We start from the raw sequence: 14,752 nt of genomic DNA on the forward strand, positions 1-14,752 counted from the left end.
TCACACTTCCCTCGCGCTAAGCGAAGCCGACACCTCGGGCAATGGCATGAACGAAATGGATAGCGGCGCAGCGACGGAAGCCTTCTCGCGTCCGCTCGCTATCGAGGCCAAGGGGCTGGTCAAGAGCTTCGACGGCACGCTCGCGGTCGATGGCGTCGATATTGCCGTGCCGGAAGGCGCGATCTACGGTATCCTCGGCCCCAACGGAGCAGGCAAGACGACCACCCTGCGCATGTTGCTGGGCATCATCGACCCCGATGAAGGCGTGCGCCGCGTGTTCGGGCACGATCGCCCGCACGAGATCGGCCGCCTGATCGGCTACCTGCCCGAAGAACGCGGGCTCTACCCGGCGATGAAAGCCTACGAAGCGATCGGCTTCATGGGCGCGCTGCGCGGCATGAACCTGGCCGAAGCGCGCGAAAAAGGGCGTGCGCTGCTGGAAGGGCACGGCCTCGGCCATGCAGTGGACCGGCAGATCCGGCAGCTGTCGAAGGGTATGGCGCAGACCGTCCAATTGCTCGGCACGCTGGTGCATGACCCCAAGCTGGTGGTACTCGACGAACCTTTTTCGGGCCTCGATGCGATCAACCAGGGCAAGCTCGAAGGGCTGATCCGCGATCTCGCCGCCAAGGGCACAACGGTGATCTTCTCGACCCATGTGATCCACCACGCCGAGCGGCTGTGTGACGATGTTGCCATCATCGCCGGCGGCAAGGTGCCTTACGCGGGCAGCGTCGAAACCGCGCGCGACCGCATTCCGGCGCAGGTTCGGCTGGAGACCAAGGCCGATGGCGGACCATGGCGCGAGGTCCTGCCCGAGGATGCGCGGCGCGAAGGCGATTTCTGGAACTTCTCGCTGCCGGAAAGCGGCATCGAGCCGCTGCTGCGCGCGCTGATCGAAGGGGAGGCTGGCATCCTTTCGCTCTCGATCGAGCGTGCCGGACTGCACGATGCCTTCGTGCATATCGCGGGCGAAGCGGCCGCCAAGGCGCTGGAAGCCGAACCCGAGAATGCGAGCGTCCGATGACCCCGGTGAGCAACGAGCCCATGACCCCCAATTCACGACTCAGCAAATTCGCCGCCGCCATGGTCATCGCGCGGCGCGACTTCGTGGCGATCCTATTCAGCCGCGCGTTCCTCTTCTTCCTGCTCGGTCCGCTGTTCCCGATCATCGTCGGCGGGCTCGCCGGAGGGATCGGCAGTCAGGTCAAGCAAGAGGTGTCCAATCCCGAACTGGCCGTCCTGATGGCCTCGGCGGACAGCGAACGATTGCTGGAGGCACACCGCGCACTCGGTCCGCAGCTCGGCGGCAGCCTGCCCCCGCTCGCTCTGCTGGACGATCCGATCGATACCGACCCACAGGCCATCCTGGCCGAGAAACGCTCGAACATCGCCGCCATCGTTTCCGGCACGCTGGCCGAGCCGGTGTTGACCGCTCCCGAAGACCAGCTCGAACGCATGCGCGGTCGAGTCGCCCTGCTCGCGGCAACTGCGCTTGGGAATACCCCGAGCGAATTTCCGGAAGTCCAAACCACGTCGGTCGTCACCAGCGGCGCGAGCGAACTATCTGGACGGATCGTCACCGCGCAGGCTGGGCAAATGCTGTTGTTTCTACTGACCATGCTGCTCGCCGGGATGGTGCTGTCCAACCTGGTCGAAGAGAAAGCCAACAAGATCATCGAAATCCTCGCCGCTGCCATCCCGATGGATGCGGTTTTCTTCGGCAAGCTGTTCGCCATGCTCGGCGTGTCATTCGTCGGCATCGCTGTGTGGGGGCTCGTCGTGGGCGGGATTTTCTCGCTGGCCGGCTTCGACCTGTCGCAATTCCCCGAACCGGCGGTCGGCTGGCCGATGTTCATCGTGCTCGGCATCGCCTATTTCGCCATGGGCTACCTGCTCTTGGGCTCGCTGTTCCTCGCGATCGGCAGCCTGGCGACGACCGTGCGCGAAGTGCAGACGCTGTCCATGCCCGTCACCATGTTGCAGCTGCTGGTGTTCTTCGCCGCGAGCTTCGCCGTCGCCGACCAGGGTTCGACCTTCGAATGGGCGGCTGTGATCATCCCGTTCAGCTCGCCCTTCGCCATGCTCGCGCGCGGCGCGTTGCAGGAAGGGTTGATGCAGCACGGCATCGCGCTGCTGTGGCAGGGCTTTGCGGTCGCGGTTTTCGTCAAGGCCGGGGCGACCCTGTTCCGTAAGCGGGTCATGAAATCCGGCGGTGCGGGCAAGGCCACCAGGCGCGGACTGTTTAGCCGCCGCGCCAAGGCGGCCTGACCCTGCGGATTGCTGCGCTTGGCACGCACTGCTAGCGTCGGGCGAAATAAGTCGCAAAACGCAACTCACTATTGACACGCCTGTCAATAACAGCAGGATGGGCGGCAATGACGGACGGCCTGAATGAGTCGTCCGCACAAGGAGAGAGACCCGATGGCCACGATCGCCCCCCAGCGGCCCGAATGCCGCAGCGAACCGACCGCCTACGAAGCGCTCAAGAAGCATTTCGAAGAGCACCCCGAAGAGCGTCCGCAGCATACGCACAAATGGGACGTCAGCCGCAGCGATATCTACTACGAGAACACCTGGCATCCGATCTTCCGCGAAATGCGCGAGGCCGGCCCCCTGCATTATATTCCCGAAAGCCCCTTCGGCCCGTACTGGGCAGTCGTCGGCCACAAGGCGATCCAGCATATCGAAGCGCTGCCGGACGTATTCTCCTCCAGCTGGGAACATGGCGGCATCACCATCCTCAACCGCCTGAGCGACGAAGAGCGTGAAGAGAGCGGTGTCGACCGCCGCGAATTGCCGATGTTCATCGCCATGGACCGGCCCGAGCATACCGGCCAGCGCCGCACCGTCGCGCCAAAATTCACCCCCAGCGGCATGGCCGAGATGGAAGGCGAAATCCGCCAGCGCACCGGCGAATTGCTCGATTCCCTGCCGCGCGGCGAAGTCTTCGACTGGGTCGACAAAGTCTCCATCGAACTCACCACCGGCATGCTCGCGATCCTGTTCGGTTTCCCGTGGGAAGACCGCCGCCTGCTGACCTTCTGGTCCGACTGGTCGGGCGATACCGAGCTCGCCACCGTGCGCGAACTCGACGAGATGCGCTGGGGCTTCCTCCACGAGATGGCGGCCTATTTCCAGTCGCTGTGGGTCGAGCGCACGCATGACAAGGAACCGGGCGACGATCTCATCTCGATGATGATCCATTCGCCCGCGATGAACCAGATGCGCCCGGAAGAATTCATGGGCAACCTCGTGCTGCTGATCGTCGGCGGGAACGACACCACCCGCAATTCGATGAGCGGGATCATCTACCAGCTCGACAAGAACCCCGACCAGCGCAAGCTGTTCGAGCAACAGCCCGAGCTGATCCCCAACGCCGTGCAGGAAATCCTGCGCATGCAGACCCCGCTCGCACACATGCGCCGGACCTGCACCGAAGACACCGAAGTGTTCGGCCAGAAGATCAAGAAAGGCGACAAGGTCGTCCTCTGGTATCTCAGCGCCAACCGCGACGAGGAAGTCTTCGAAAACCCGGACAAGCTCGACATCACGCGCGAGAATGCCCGCCGCCATATCGCCTTCGGGTACGGCATCCACCGCTGCGTCGGTGCGCGGTTGGCCGAACTGCAGCTGCGCGTGCTGCTGGAAGAGCTGCACAAGCGCCGCATGCGGGTGCATCTGGCGGGCGATGTCGAGCGGGTGCGCGCCAATTTCGTGCACGGCTTCCGCAAGCTGGAAGTCGAGGTCACCGAATTCTGAGGTGAAACCTTTCCGCGCTCCGCAGCGTATTCAGAGATGAGACATTCCCTCTACGCTACGGAGCACCACATGACCAAAGATCCAAATCGCCGCCAGATGCTCGGTTGGTTCGGCGCGGGTGCCTCGCTCGCCGCGCTGACCGCCTGCGGGGTTAACCCCGCACAGGCCAAGAGTTTTCCGGTGCAGAAATCCGAAGCGCAATGGCGCAAGCAGCTGACCGCGCAGGAATTCCGCATCCTGCGCCAGGCAGGAACCGAGCGCCCCTATTCCTCGCCGCTCGACGACCAAGAGCGGGCGGGCACCTTCGTCTGCGCGGGCTGCAACAACCGCCTCTATTCCTCGAAGCACAAGTTCGACAGCGGCACCGGCTGGCCAAGCTTCTGGCAGCCGATCGGTCGCGGCGCTGTCGGCACATCGACCGATTACAAGCTCGGCTATCCGCGCACCGAAGTGCATTGCGCCGATTGCGGCGGACACCTGGGCCATATCTTCAACGACGGCCCCAAGCCGACGGGCAAGCGTCACTGCATCAACGGCGTGGCGATGGACTTTATTCCGGCCTAACCCGCCAGATGCGGAAGGTCTCGGGCGTATCGAGATCGACCGGCTCGAGCCAGTCCGGCGGTGTGCCATCGCGCAGGGCCGACGCAAGGCTGCCGTCGCCACCGCGTTTAACGTAAATATCCGGCTCGACCAGGTCGGTGCACATGACGAGATAGCGCGCGCCGTGCCTCTCGATGATCGGGCGGGCATCCTCCGGCGTGCCGGTGAACGCGGTGATCACGTCTTTCATCGCCAGTTCCGCGCGGTGGTGCCCGGTCGCCACGACGGCGTGGGGCGATCGCTGCAGGATTGCCGGGCCGATATCGAGCGGGGCGAAGATCGTTGCCGTGTCCAGTCGGCCCAGCGCGTCGGCGCTGTCGAACAGGTCGCAGGAAGACATCCCGATGCCGCCGACATCGCTCCCGCCGGTCGAGGCGAGCAGGCGCTGTGCCGCCAGATAGGGCGCGGAAGGGATCAGCACGAGCGCCATGCCGAGGATCACGCCAATCCGCTGCAGGGGCCTTTCCATGCGGCGAAACGCTTCGAGACCGCGTTTGAGCAGATAGCCGAGCGGCAAGGCGGCCATGACCGAAGCGAAAGCCATCGAGCGCCAGACGAACAGGCCGAGCAGCAGCGTTCCGGCAAAGACCAGCACGTAGTCGCTCCACCAGCCGCGCTTCCAGCCTTCGGCCTTGCGCCACAGGTGGATGGCGATGGCGAAGCCGCCAACTATCTGCAGCAATTGCGGGTAGACCAATGCCGGCTGGTCCCAGATCGGGCGCCCTTCGAGCACATTCGCATACCAATAGTCGCGCAGCAGCGGGTCGAGCGCGCCGAAGGGCGTGCGCAGGCATTGCGGCGAGGCGAGGCCGAAAGCGGCAATTCCGGCAAGTCCGGCCATGCCGAGGCCCACCACCACAATCGGCCACGGCAGGCGCGGCAGCAGCGACAGCGCCGTGACGCCTCCCGCCGCGATAGCGAAGAAGCCGATATGTGGCAGTGTCAGGGCGTCACAATACAGCGCGAGGTCGGCGAAACCGCGGGTCGCGGCAAAGATCACGGCAAGCGAGATTGCCAGCGACTGGAGATATCCGACCAGCCAAAAGCGCTGCTTTGCGTCGCGCAACCAGCGCAGCGCCAGCACAGCGCCGAACAGGGCCGCGATGGGTAGCAATTCGAGCGAGATCGCGATGCCTAGCGCCACGGCGAGGCCCGCCAATGCACCGCCTTTCCAGCCCGTGCGGCCGTTGATCGCCCACATTGCGCCGATGACGGCACAGATCTGCCAGCCATGGTGATCGATCCTCAGCGGCTGGAACTGGAACACCAGCAGCGCGAGAAAGCCCATTGCCAGGCACGCGAGGCCCGCGGTCTCGACATCGAACAGCCGCCACGCCATCCGTCCGACGAACAGCATGGAAACGAGAAGCGCGAGTAGTGGCACCAGCACCACGCCGACCAATTCGGCGAGCGGTTGACCGAGCAGCGGCGTGAGCCCGCCGATGACGACGAGCAGCGGTATATCGACCAGCCGCGACCAGTGCATCGGCACCGTGCCCGTCGGATCGATCCGGTGCTGCTTCAGGTCAAACCAGCTCTGTCCGGCAAGCAGATCGCGGACCTGGACCAGCCGCAGCACGTCGTCGGGATCGGGGAAGCGCCCCAAGAGTATGTTCTGCATCGACACCGCGACCAGCAGCACGCAGACCAGCAGCCACGCCGCAAGGATGCGCCGCAGCGGGTGTTCGCCGGCTCGGAGGCGGCGGTCTTCCATGGGTCTAGCCTGCGTGGCGGAACACGACCTTGCTGCGCAGCAGCCAGGTCAGGGAGAAGCTGGCGCCGACGGCTACCAGCTTGGCAAGCCGCGGATCGATACCGACCCATTCGCCCACGCCGACAATGGCAGTGGTCAAGGCGAGGCCTGCCAGGGCCGATCCGACGAACATCGCTTTCTGCTTGGTCCGCTCTACCCCGCGCTCGGCCACGCGGCCTGTAAACACCGTGCGGCTCGAGAGGAGCCAGTGCGCAAGGATGCCGAGCGAATAGCCGATCGCCGATGCAGCGACGGCGGGCACTCCCGACGACAGCAGAGCGAGGAAGCTGCCGATATCGACGGCAAGGGCTCCGACGCTGGCAATGAGATAGCGCACCAGCACGACGTCCTTGAGGCGATGGAGCCCATGTTTGAGGGGGGCCGTCATCGGCGCTGTCTCCTTCGCAACCTCAGTCATCAGGCGACGCGGCGGTCGGCGGCGGTTTCATCCGCATCCGCTTCGACGATCCGCTCGGGCACGTCGCGCATCGAGTTGAGCGCGGCGGCTTGGTCTTCGGACACCTGCTCGCGGGCCGGCAGCGCCTTCTCAGCACCTTCATCGCCAGCTTCGTGATATTCGGCGTCTTCGTTGACGCACCAGATGTCGTAGACGCGCTCGCCGGCGAGGATGTTCTCGACCGTCAGCATGGCGGTCATCATCGCGTGGTCCTGGTTGTTGTAGCGGTGCATGCCGTTGCGGCCGACCAGGTGCAGCGTCTGATATTTGTGCTCCAGCTCGCCGCGCATGGCAGCGACATTGGCGGCGTAGTCCTCGTCATAGACCGGATACGCCTTTTCCTGCCGCACAACCGCGCCGCCCTTGACCTTGGCCGGATCGAGCAGGCCGAGCGTCTTCATTTCAGTGGTAGCAAGGTCGACCAAATCGGCATCGGCCATGTCCCAGAGGCCGTCGCCCTCGAAGCAGAAATATTCGAGTCCGACACAGGCCATTTTCTCGTCCGGGATCATCTCGGGCGACCAGCTGCGGAAGTTCTGAACGCGGCCGACCTGTACCTTGCTGTCGTGGATATAGATCCAGTTGTCCGGGAACAGGTCTTCGCCTTCCACCATCAGGGCGACAGTCAGGAAGTCGCGATACTTGAGGTTCGAACCGTTCCAGCTCGTTTCGGGCAGCGGGTGCAAACGCGCACCCAGCTCGCGCATCGGGGCAGAGCTGATGGCATGGCCGGCCTTGACGACGACCTTGTCGCCATCCTTGTTGGTGGCCGACATGCGCCAGCCGCCTTCACCGTCGGCAGCGAGTTGCTCGAGACCATAGCCCATGATGACCTGGCCCTTGCCGGTGGCGACGATCTTGTCGCGTGCGGCTTCCCACATCATGCCCGGGCCCTGCCGCGGGTAGCGGAAGGTTTCGAGAAGGGTCTTGGTTTCCATGCCGTCGTTGGGCTTCTTGTTGAGGCCGAGCGAGCGCTTGAGACCGTCGGTCACCGCGCTCCAGAGCGAGAGGCCCTTGATGCGCTGCGCGGCCCAGTCGGCGCTCATTTCGTCGCAGGGCATGCCCCACACCTTCTCGGTATAGGTCTTGAAGAAGATCGAATAGAGCTTCTGGCCGAACTGGTTGGTGGTCCAGTCCTCGAAGCTCTTCACGGTCTTGATCGGGAATGCCTTGTACCAGAGGTAGCTCGCCATGCAGGCGGTCGAGCGCAGGATGCCGAGGTTCGACAGCGCTTCGAAAGCGCGCAGCGGGTAGCTGTAGAACTTGCCTTCGTAATAGATGCGGCTCATCCGCGGGCGCTGGATGAAATCGTCGGGCAGGATCTCGTTCCACAGGTCGACGACAGCAGCGCTCTTCGAGAAGAAGCGGTGCCCGCCGATATCGAAGCGGTAGCCTTCGTGTTCGACGGTGCGGCTGATGCCACCCACATAGGTCTCGTCTTTCTCGATGATGGCGACGCTCTTGCCGGCCTTGGTCAGCAGGTATCCTGCGGTCAGGCCTGCCGGGCCTGCCCCGATGATGGCTACGTCGACATTCAGTTCGCGAGAAGTGGCGTTGTGCATGTTTGCCCCCGGTTGTGATCTGTTGACCGGGGAGTGAAGGAAAATGGTTAGGGAGGTGTTAACGCCCGCCGGGAAAAGCGCCGGTGCTCAGCTGCGAGGCAGCCCGTGCAAGCGCCCGAGGGCCATGGCGAATTCGCGAAAGGTAAAGGTATCCTCGAACACCAGCCCGTGAACCTTGCCCTGTCGCCACAACACCTTGGCATGGACGGTCGGCAGGATTTCGCTCTCCATCTTCACCAGCTGGAACCTCGCGAACGAGGCCGGGCTGCGGATACAGGCCCCCTGCTGGGAAATATTGATCGAAGTCGCCTCGACCCGGACGAGGCCGCTGCTGACCTGGATCGGGACATCCAGATCGACGCGGAACTGGCGCCGCGGAAATTGCGGATCGTGCGCGAGAAAGGCAGCAAGGTCGATCGGCCCGGCGAAACGGAAGCCCGCCTCTTCATCGTTTGCCCACACCTGTTCGAGCGGAATCGGGCGGGCTTCGATGATTTCGAGCCGGACATCGGTGCACGCCGGGAGGGGATGGAAGATTTTCACCCTCACGCCGGTCTGCGAAATGTCCCGCACGACGCACAGAAACTGGCCCTGCGCGGTCAGCAACCGCGCCTGGCGCAGCATCAACGTATAGCGCGGAGCGGCGCGCTGCTCGGCAGGCTCAGCACTATCGTTCAGCGCAAGCGGCTGTGAATTGGATGCGACCATCATGTCTTTCCGTATAACCACACGGAATGATTAGGCGGCTATGGCGGACAAAGTTCTAACGATCCGTTACGTAGATGGCCCGGTGGCGCAGGATGCAGTTTTGTAGTGGTCGACACTTCGCTTGCGCTTGGTAGTTTCAGCGCAAAACCGTCCCCCGGACTGCGTTCTGCCCGCCTCCTCCCGCGCTTGCGCTTGGGAGTTTCCTGGCCAATCCAGTCCCCCCGGACAGTCGCGCGTGCTGCCTCCCGCGCTTGCGCTTGGGAGTTTTCAGGCCAATCCAGTCCCCCGGACTGGATTGAGTCACAACCCTTCGCTTGCGCTCGGGAGTATGAGCGCAAAACCGTCCCCCGGACGGTTTTGTCTGGCTGAAAGTGGTGCGGGTGGTGGGACTCGAACCCACACGAGCCAAAGCTCAGGGGATTTTAAGTCCCCGGCGTCTACCATTCCGCCACACCCGCGAACCCGTCGTCGCGATGGGGATCGCCCATGCGCGAGCGATCCCTAGCGGGATGCCGGAAGCTATGAAAGATACGTTGTCCGGTGCGCGCGCTTACTCGTTGAGCGCGTTGCGCATTTCCTTGCCCGGTTTGAAATAGGGCACGCGCTTGGCCGGCACACTGACCGGTTCGCCGGTGCGCGGGTTGCGCCCTTGCCGCGCTTCGCGTTCGCGGGTCGAGAATGCCCCGAAGCCGCGCAGTTCGACGCGCCCGCCTTCCACCAGCCTGCGCGAGATTTCGTCGAAGAAGATGTCGACGACTTGCTCAATCTCTTCCGCGCGCAAATCCGGATTGTCGCGCGCCAAAGCCTGAAGCAGTTCCGAACGGATCATATTTTTCTCCCGACCATCTCACCCGATGAGCACGGTCAGCCTGTGTGGGCCCCACTCCCGAAAATATCCAGCAGCGGCTTAGCCCCTGCCGGAAAGTCAGATAATGGCAGAACCACGGCCCTCGCGCAAACCGAAGCCCGAAAATTTCAGAAAACTGTTGCGGCTCAAACAGTTTCGGCACGCCCGGTAGCGAGAAGTTGCGCCGTATCGAGGCCCAAACGCCTGATCCGCGACCGGATTTCCGGCCATTCCTCGGCCAGGAATACGTCGCGCTCGGCCTTGCGCAGTTTCTCCGCCGCACCCTCCACGACATACATGCCGACGCCGCGCTGCACCTCGACCAGCCCGTCGTTCTGGAATTGCTGGTAGGCCTTGGCGACAGTGAGGGGGTTCGCGCCCTGCTCGGCCGCAAAGGCCCGAACCGAAGGCAGCATGTCGCCCTCCCCATAACGGCCTTCCATGATGGCGGCGGCGATGATGTCGCGCAGGCGCAGGTAGACGGGGCGGCTCGAAGTACTCATGGGTGCTTCAGTGCCATAATACACCGTGTCAGGTCAAGGGAGTGATACCCGGGGGTTTGCCGGGAAAAGCGGTTTCGCCTGAAACAATATCTTCACATCGGCAAAACAGCCGCTAGGGTGCGCCGTTTGAAAAGGGCCGGGGGAGATGCGGCCCGTATTCGGGTTCAAAACGAGAGGCTTTTCGCACAATGGCAACGCAATCCATGCCGCATGGGGATTCCGCGGGGACGATCCTGGGTCATCCCAAGGGGCTATTCGTCCTGTTCTTCGCCGAAATGTGGGAGCGCTTCTCCTACTACGGCATGCGGGCGCTGCTGATTTTCTACCTGACCAAGCACTGGCTGTTTTCGGACAGCGAGAGCGGCATCATCTACGGTGCCTACACCGCGCTGGTCTACATCACCCCGGTGGTCGGCGGGTACATGGCCGATAAATATCTCGGACAGAGGAAGGCGGTCGCCTTCGGGGCCGTCTTGCTGACGCTGGGTCACTTTTTCATGGCGTTCGAGGGCGCTCCGGCTGCGGGCAATGTCGATAATCCCGTCATCTATGTGTTCTGGCTCGCGCTCGCGCTGATCATCGTCGGCTCGGGCTTTCTGAAGGCCAACATTTCGGTGATCGTCGGCCAGCTCTATCCGCGCACCGATGTGCGCCGCGACGGGGCCTATACGATCTTCTACATGGGCATTAACCTCGGCGCCGCGATCGGTTCGCTGCTGTGCGGCTATATCGGGGAAACCTATGGCTGGGCCTACGGTTTCGGGCTGGCCGGCATCGGCATGCTGCTGGGCCTGATCGTCTTTACCTGGGGCAAGCCGCTGCTGCTCGGCAGGGGCGAGCCGCCCAAGCCGCTGGCCAAGAGCACCGAATGGACGATGTACGGCATCGGGTTCGTGCTTGTCGCAATCTGCTGGGCGCTGATCCAGTACCAGTCGGTGGTCGGCTGGCTCCTCGGCGGGTTCGGCCTGGTGCTCGTTTCCTATGTCATCGGTACTGCGGTGACCAAGCTGGAGCCGGACGATCGCGACCGCATCTTTGCGGCCCTGTTCCTGATCCTGACCTCGATCATCTTCTGGGCGTTGTTCGAGCAGGCGGGCTCTTCGCTCAACCTGTTCACCGATCGGCACGTGGACCGCGGCGGCGTGCCCGCCTCGACCTTCCAGTCGATCAACGCGATCTACATCATCCTGCTCGCCCCGGTGTTCGCCACAGCGTGGACGTGGCTGGGCCGCAAGGGGATGGAGCCGTCCTCGCCCTTCAAGTTCGGGCTTGGCGTCATCCAGGTCGGGCTTGGCTTCCTGGTGCTGGTCTGGGGTGCCAATTCGGTCGGCATCGACGTGCCGACGCCGGTGATCTTCATCTTCCTGATCTACCTGTTGCACACCACCGGTGAGCTGTGCCTCAGCCCGGTCGGCCTGTCGGCCATGAACCGGCTGGCCCCGGCCCATATGGCATCGCTCATCATGGGCACCTGGTTCTTCGCATCGGCCACCGGCAATTTCGCCGCCGGCCTGATCGCGGCGGCGACGGGTGCCGAAGGCGTCGGCGAAGAAGCCGGCAAGCAGGTCGTGCTGGATGTCTATTCGACCGTCGGCTGGGTCGCCGTCGGTGTCGGCATCGGCGTGCTGGTCATCAGCCCCTTCGTCAAGAAGCTGATGCATCTCGACACGCTCAAGGACGACGAACTGGAGGGCGCTGCCGAAGCAGGTTACGAACCGCAGGAAGCGGGCGTCCATCCGACCACGCGTCCGGCTCGGTAATCTCATCCTCGTAAAGTCACCAAGGGGGTCATCACTATGCGTCTAGCTGCGCTTCTCGCTTGCGGAGGCGCACTGGCGCTGGCCGCCTGTTCCGCCACGACCGGCACGGGATCGGATGCCGAAAGCGCCTCCGCCTCCGATCCTTCGGTGGGTGCCGACGGCAGGGCGCCGTTCGCATCGACCTACCGCCGCTATCCCGGCGTGCCGACCGCGCTGGTCGGGGCCACCGTGTTCGACGGTGCCGGTGGGCGGATCGATAACGGCATCGTGCTGTTCGCCGATGGCGAGGTCGTCGGCATCGGCGATGCGAGTCTCGCCATCCCCGCGGGCTACACGCAGATCGACGGTAGCGGGAAATTCGTCACCCCCGGTATTATCGATATCCATAGCCACCTCGGCGACTACCCTTCGCCCAGCGTGCCGGCGCATTCTGATGGCAACGAGGCGACCAGCCCCACAACGCCCGACGTCTGGGCCGAGCATTCGGTCTGGCCGCAGGACCCCGGCTTCAGCCGCGCCCTGGCCAATGGCGGGGTCACGAGCCTGCAAATCCTGCCCGGCTCGGCCAACCTTGTCGGCGGACGCTCGGTGACGCTCAAGAACGTCTACAGCCGCACCGTGCAGGGCATGAAATTTCCCGGCGCGCCCTACGGCATGAAGATGGCCTGCGGGGAAAACCCCAAGCGGGTCTATGGCGGGCGCGGGCGCATGCCGTCGACCCGGATGGGCAATTTCGCCGTCAACCGCCAGACCTGGCTCGATGCCAAGGCCTATGACGGCAAGAAGCGCGACCTCGCCAAGGAAACGCTCAAGGGCGTGCTCGACGGTGAGATCCTCGTCCACAACCACTGCTACCGCGCCGACGAGATGGCGCTGGTGATGGATATGGCGAAAGAGATGGGATACCGCGTCTCCGCCTTCCACCATGCCGTCGAAGCCTACAAGATCGGCGACCTGCTGCGCGACAACGACGTGTGCAGCGCGATCTGGGCCGACTGGTACGGCTTCAAGATGGAAAGCTATGACGGCATTCCGGAAAACGCCGCCTTCCTGCAACGCGAAGGCGCCTGCGTGGTCATCCATTCCGACAGCGACCGCGAGATCCAGCGGCTGAACCAGGAGGCTGCAAAGGCGCAGGCCGCGGGGCGTCGCCTCGGCATCGATATCAGCGATGCAACCGTCATCGGCTGGATTACCCTCAATCCTGCGAAAGCGATGGGGGTCGATGCCATGACCGGCAGCCTGGAGGCGGGCAAGATGGCCGACGTGGTGCTGTGGAACGGCAACCCGCTGAGCGTCTATTCGCGGCCCGAGAAAGTGTGGGTCGACGGCGCGCTGCTGTACGATGCGATCGACCGCAAACGGCGGCCGGTGAGCGATTTCGAGCTCGGCCAGCCCGGCGAAGGAGATGTGAAATGAAGCGTTTCCTCAGCCTGGCCGTATCCGCCATCGCCCTCGCCGCATCGCCTGCCGCCGCGCAGGATGTCGCGATCACCAATGCCACTGTCGCCACCGGCGACGGCAGCGACCCGATAGAAGGCGCGACCGTTGTCGTCCGCGGCGGCCGCGTGGTCGCAGCGGGCAGCGGCGTCGGCGCCCCGGCCGGTATGCCTGTGATCGACGGCAGCGGGATGTGGGTGACCCCCGGCATGTTCTCGCCGCTGACCACGCTTGGCCTGTGGGATGTCGGCGCAGTGCAATCGAGCAACGACCAGAGCGCGTCGGACTCGCCCTTCAGCGCGGCCCTCGACGTGGCGACCGCGCTCAATCCGTCGTCGCAGCATGTGGCGGTCAACCGCGCGGGCGGCGTGACGCGGGCGAGCATTTTGTCCTTCCCCTCCAGCTCGATCTTCGGCGGGCAGGGGGCGATCGTCGATTTGGGGGCCGATGCCGACATGCTCGTGCGGCGCCGCGCCTTCCAGTACGTCGCCATGGGCGAACAGGGCGCGCGCATCGCCGGCGGTAGCCGCACGGCGAGTCACGCACTGCTCCGCAACGCGCTGCGTGAAGCGCGCCAATACGGTCGCGATGCCCAAATACCAGGCGGTTCGGCCGCGCCCGAGCGCAATCCGACCGGTGACGATATCGGCGTCGATCCGAGGCTGATCGATTCGCGGTCCGAGCGGGGCAACGACGTATTGCTGACGCGCTTCGACGCGGCTGCGCTCGTGCCCGTCGTGCGCGGTGAGCAGCCGCTCTATGTCGGGGTCGAGCGGGCCTCGGACATTCGCCAGGTGCTCGCGCTCAAGCGCGAATTTCCGCGCATCGACCTCGTGCTGGTCGGCGCGAGCGAAGGCTGGCTGGCGGCGAACGAGATCGCGGCGGCCGGTGTGCCGGTCATCACCGATCCCGTCGGCAACCTGCCCGAGGCATTCGAGGAACTGGCCGCGACACAAAGCAACGTGGGTCGCATGGTGCGGGCGGGCGTGAAGGTCGCGATCGGCGGCCTCACCAACGGCATCGAAAAACCGCTCAATGCGACGCAATATGCCGGCAACCTCGTGGCGCTGGGCAAGATCCCCGGTGCTGCGGGGCTGAGCTGGGGGCAGGCCTTCGCCACGATCACGTCGGCACCAGCAGAGATTTCGGGCTACGGCGGCCGTTTCGGCGTCCTTGCACCCGGTGCGGCAGGCGACCTGGTGATCTGGGACGGCGATCCGCTCGAGCTGTCTTCCGCTCCGACGCGGGTGTTCATCGACGGGGTCGAGCAGCCGCTCGACAACCACCAGACGCGGCTGCGCGACCGCTATCGCGACCTCGACGAGAGCGATTTGCCCAAGGCCTACGACTGGTAAGG

The 14,752-nt window shown here is 64.3% G+C and carries 13 protein-coding genes and 1 tRNA gene; 7 read left to right on the top strand and 7 right to left on the bottom strand.

The annotated features are described in order from the left end of the window. The first annotated feature begins 46 nt into the window (after positions 1-46). From EL2594_RS12225 to msrB, 4 genes are all read left to right on the top strand, one after another. Entirely contained in the window at positions 47-1,027 is a 981-nt protein-coding gene (locus tag EL2594_RS12225; protein WP_049762554.1) for an ABC transporter ATP-binding protein, read from the top strand. Positions 1,028-1,047: 20 nt separating this feature from the next. Further along, positions 1,048-2,271, top strand: coding sequence for an ABC transporter permease (locus EL2594_RS12230; RefSeq protein WP_041686064.1), 1,224 nt, complete (start codon positions 1,048-1,050; stop codon positions 2,269-2,271). 153 nt (positions 2,272-2,424) lie between these two features. Further along, positions 2,425-3,762 (top strand): cytochrome P450, encoded by a 1,338-nt coding sequence (locus EL2594_RS12235; RefSeq protein ID WP_011415403.1) that lies wholly within the window; start codon positions 2,425-2,427, stop codon positions 3,760-3,762. 69 nt (positions 3,763-3,831) lie between these two features. Further along, entirely contained in the window at positions 3,832-4,326 is a 495-nt protein-coding gene (msrB, locus tag EL2594_RS12240; protein ID WP_011415404.1) for a peptide-methionine (R)-S-oxide reductase MsrB, read from the top strand. Here msrB and EL2594_RS12245 read toward each other — a convergent pair. The 7 genes from EL2594_RS12245 to EL2594_RS12275 form a co-directional block, all read right to left on the bottom strand. Further along, a complete protein-coding gene (locus tag EL2594_RS12245) occupies positions 4,313-6,079 on the bottom strand; it encodes a hypothetical protein (RefSeq protein ID WP_011415405.1) in 1,767 nt (588 codons plus the stop codon). The two genes, msrB and EL2594_RS12245, sit on opposite strands and share 14 nt — an antisense overlap. Positions 6,080-6,083: 4 nt before the next feature. Further along, a complete protein-coding gene (locus EL2594_RS12250; RefSeq protein ID WP_041686066.1) occupies positions 6,084-6,506 on the bottom strand; it encodes a GtrA family protein in 423 nt (140 codons plus the stop codon). A gap of 29 nt (positions 6,507-6,535) precedes the next feature. After that, positions 6,536-8,137, bottom strand: coding sequence for an NAD(P)/FAD-dependent oxidoreductase (locus EL2594_RS12255; RefSeq protein ID WP_011415407.1), 1,602 nt, complete (start codon positions 8,135-8,137; stop codon positions 6,536-6,538). A gap of 87 nt (positions 8,138-8,224) precedes the next feature. Next, the gene (locus EL2594_RS12260; RefSeq protein WP_011415408.1) at positions 8,225-8,848 is read right to left on the bottom strand and encodes a PilZ domain-containing protein; all 624 of its coding nucleotides are present in this window, start codon (positions 8,846-8,848) and stop codon (positions 8,225-8,227) included. Between the two features lie 369 nt (positions 8,849-9,217). Further along, positions 9,218-9,303, bottom strand: a tRNA-Leu gene (locus tag EL2594_RS12265). 92 nt (positions 9,304-9,395) lie between these two features. Continuing rightward, positions 9,396-9,674 carry an integration host factor subunit beta gene (locus EL2594_RS12270; protein ID WP_011415409.1) on the bottom strand — a complete coding sequence of 93 codons (279 nt, stop codon included), beginning with the start codon at positions 9,672-9,674 and terminating at the stop codon, positions 9,396-9,398. Between the two features lie 164 nt (positions 9,675-9,838). Beyond that, positions 9,839-10,195: a GntR family transcriptional regulator gene (locus EL2594_RS12275; RefSeq protein WP_011415410.1), complete on the bottom strand. Its 357-nt coding sequence runs from the start codon at positions 10,193-10,195 to the stop codon at positions 9,839-9,841. A gap of 188 nt (positions 10,196-10,383) precedes the next feature. Here EL2594_RS12275 and EL2594_RS12280 point away from each other — a divergent pair, with 188 nt between their 5' ends. From EL2594_RS12280 to EL2594_RS12290, 3 genes are read left to right on the top strand one after another with little or no spacing between them, the layout of a single operon-like run. Continuing rightward, the gene (locus EL2594_RS12280) at positions 10,384-11,955 is read left to right on the top strand and encodes a peptide MFS transporter (protein WP_011415411.1); all 1,572 of its coding nucleotides are present in this window, start codon (positions 10,384-10,386) and stop codon (positions 11,953-11,955) included. Positions 11,956-11,991: 36 nt separating this feature from the next. Then, entirely contained in the window at positions 11,992-13,374 is a 1,383-nt protein-coding gene (locus tag EL2594_RS12285; RefSeq protein ID WP_011415412.1) for an amidohydrolase, read from the top strand. Continuing rightward, complete coding sequence (locus EL2594_RS12290) at positions 13,371-14,750, top strand: amidohydrolase family protein (protein ID WP_011415413.1); 1,380 nt, start codon at positions 13,371-13,373, stop codon at positions 14,748-14,750. The genes EL2594_RS12285 and EL2594_RS12290 overlap by 4 nt, the downstream gene beginning before the upstream one ends. Positions 14,751-14,752 lie beyond the last annotated feature (2 nt).

The sequence above is a fragment of the Erythrobacter litoralis HTCC2594 genome (genome assembly GCF_000013005.1).
Classification (GTDB): Bacteria; Pseudomonadota; Alphaproteobacteria; order Sphingomonadales; family Sphingomonadaceae; genus Parerythrobacter; species Parerythrobacter litoralis_A.

What these genes read in the sequence shown, in the direction of transcription:
- EL2594_RS12225 (WP_049762554.1), top strand. Translation starts at nt 47, where the DNA reads ATGAACGAAATGGATAGCGGCGCAGCGACGGAAGCCTTCTCGCGTCCG.
- EL2594_RS12230 (WP_041686064.1), top strand. Translation starts at nt 1,048, where the DNA reads ATGACCCCCAATTCACGACTCAGCAAATTCGCCGCCGCCATGGTCATC.
- EL2594_RS12235 (WP_011415403.1), top strand. Translation starts at nt 2,425, where the DNA reads ATGGCCACGATCGCCCCCCAGCGGCCCGAATGCCGCAGCGAACCGACC.
- msrB (WP_011415404.1), top strand. Translation starts at nt 3,832, where the DNA reads ATGACCAAAGATCCAAATCGCCGCCAGATGCTCGGTTGGTTCGGCGCG.
- EL2594_RS12245 (WP_011415405.1), bottom strand. Translation starts at nt 6,079, where the DNA reads ATGGAAGACCGCCGCCTCCGAGCCGGCGAACACCCGCTGCGGCGCATC.
- EL2594_RS12250 (WP_041686066.1), bottom strand. Translation starts at nt 6,506, where the DNA reads ATGACGGCCCCCCTCAAACATGGGCTCCATCGCCTCAAGGACGTCGTG.
- EL2594_RS12255 (WP_011415407.1), bottom strand. Translation starts at nt 8,137, where the DNA reads ATGCACAACGCCACTTCTCGCGAACTGAATGTCGACGTAGCCATCATC.
- EL2594_RS12260 (WP_011415408.1), bottom strand. Translation starts at nt 8,848, where the DNA reads ATGATGGTCGCATCCAATTCACAGCCGCTTGCGCTGAACGATAGTGCT.
- EL2594_RS12270 (WP_011415409.1), bottom strand. Translation starts at nt 9,674, where the DNA reads ATGATCCGTTCGGAACTGCTTCAGGCTTTGGCGCGCGACAATCCGGAT.
- EL2594_RS12275 (WP_011415410.1), bottom strand. Translation starts at nt 10,195, where the DNA reads ATGAGTACTTCGAGCCGCCCCGTCTACCTGCGCCTGCGCGACATCATC.
- EL2594_RS12280 (WP_011415411.1), top strand. Translation starts at nt 10,384, where the DNA reads ATGGCAACGCAATCCATGCCGCATGGGGATTCCGCGGGGACGATCCTG.
- EL2594_RS12285 (WP_011415412.1), top strand. Translation starts at nt 11,992, where the DNA reads ATGCGTCTAGCTGCGCTTCTCGCTTGCGGAGGCGCACTGGCGCTGGCC.
- EL2594_RS12290 (WP_011415413.1), top strand. Translation starts at nt 13,371, where the DNA reads ATGAAGCGTTTCCTCAGCCTGGCCGTATCCGCCATCGCCCTCGCCGCA.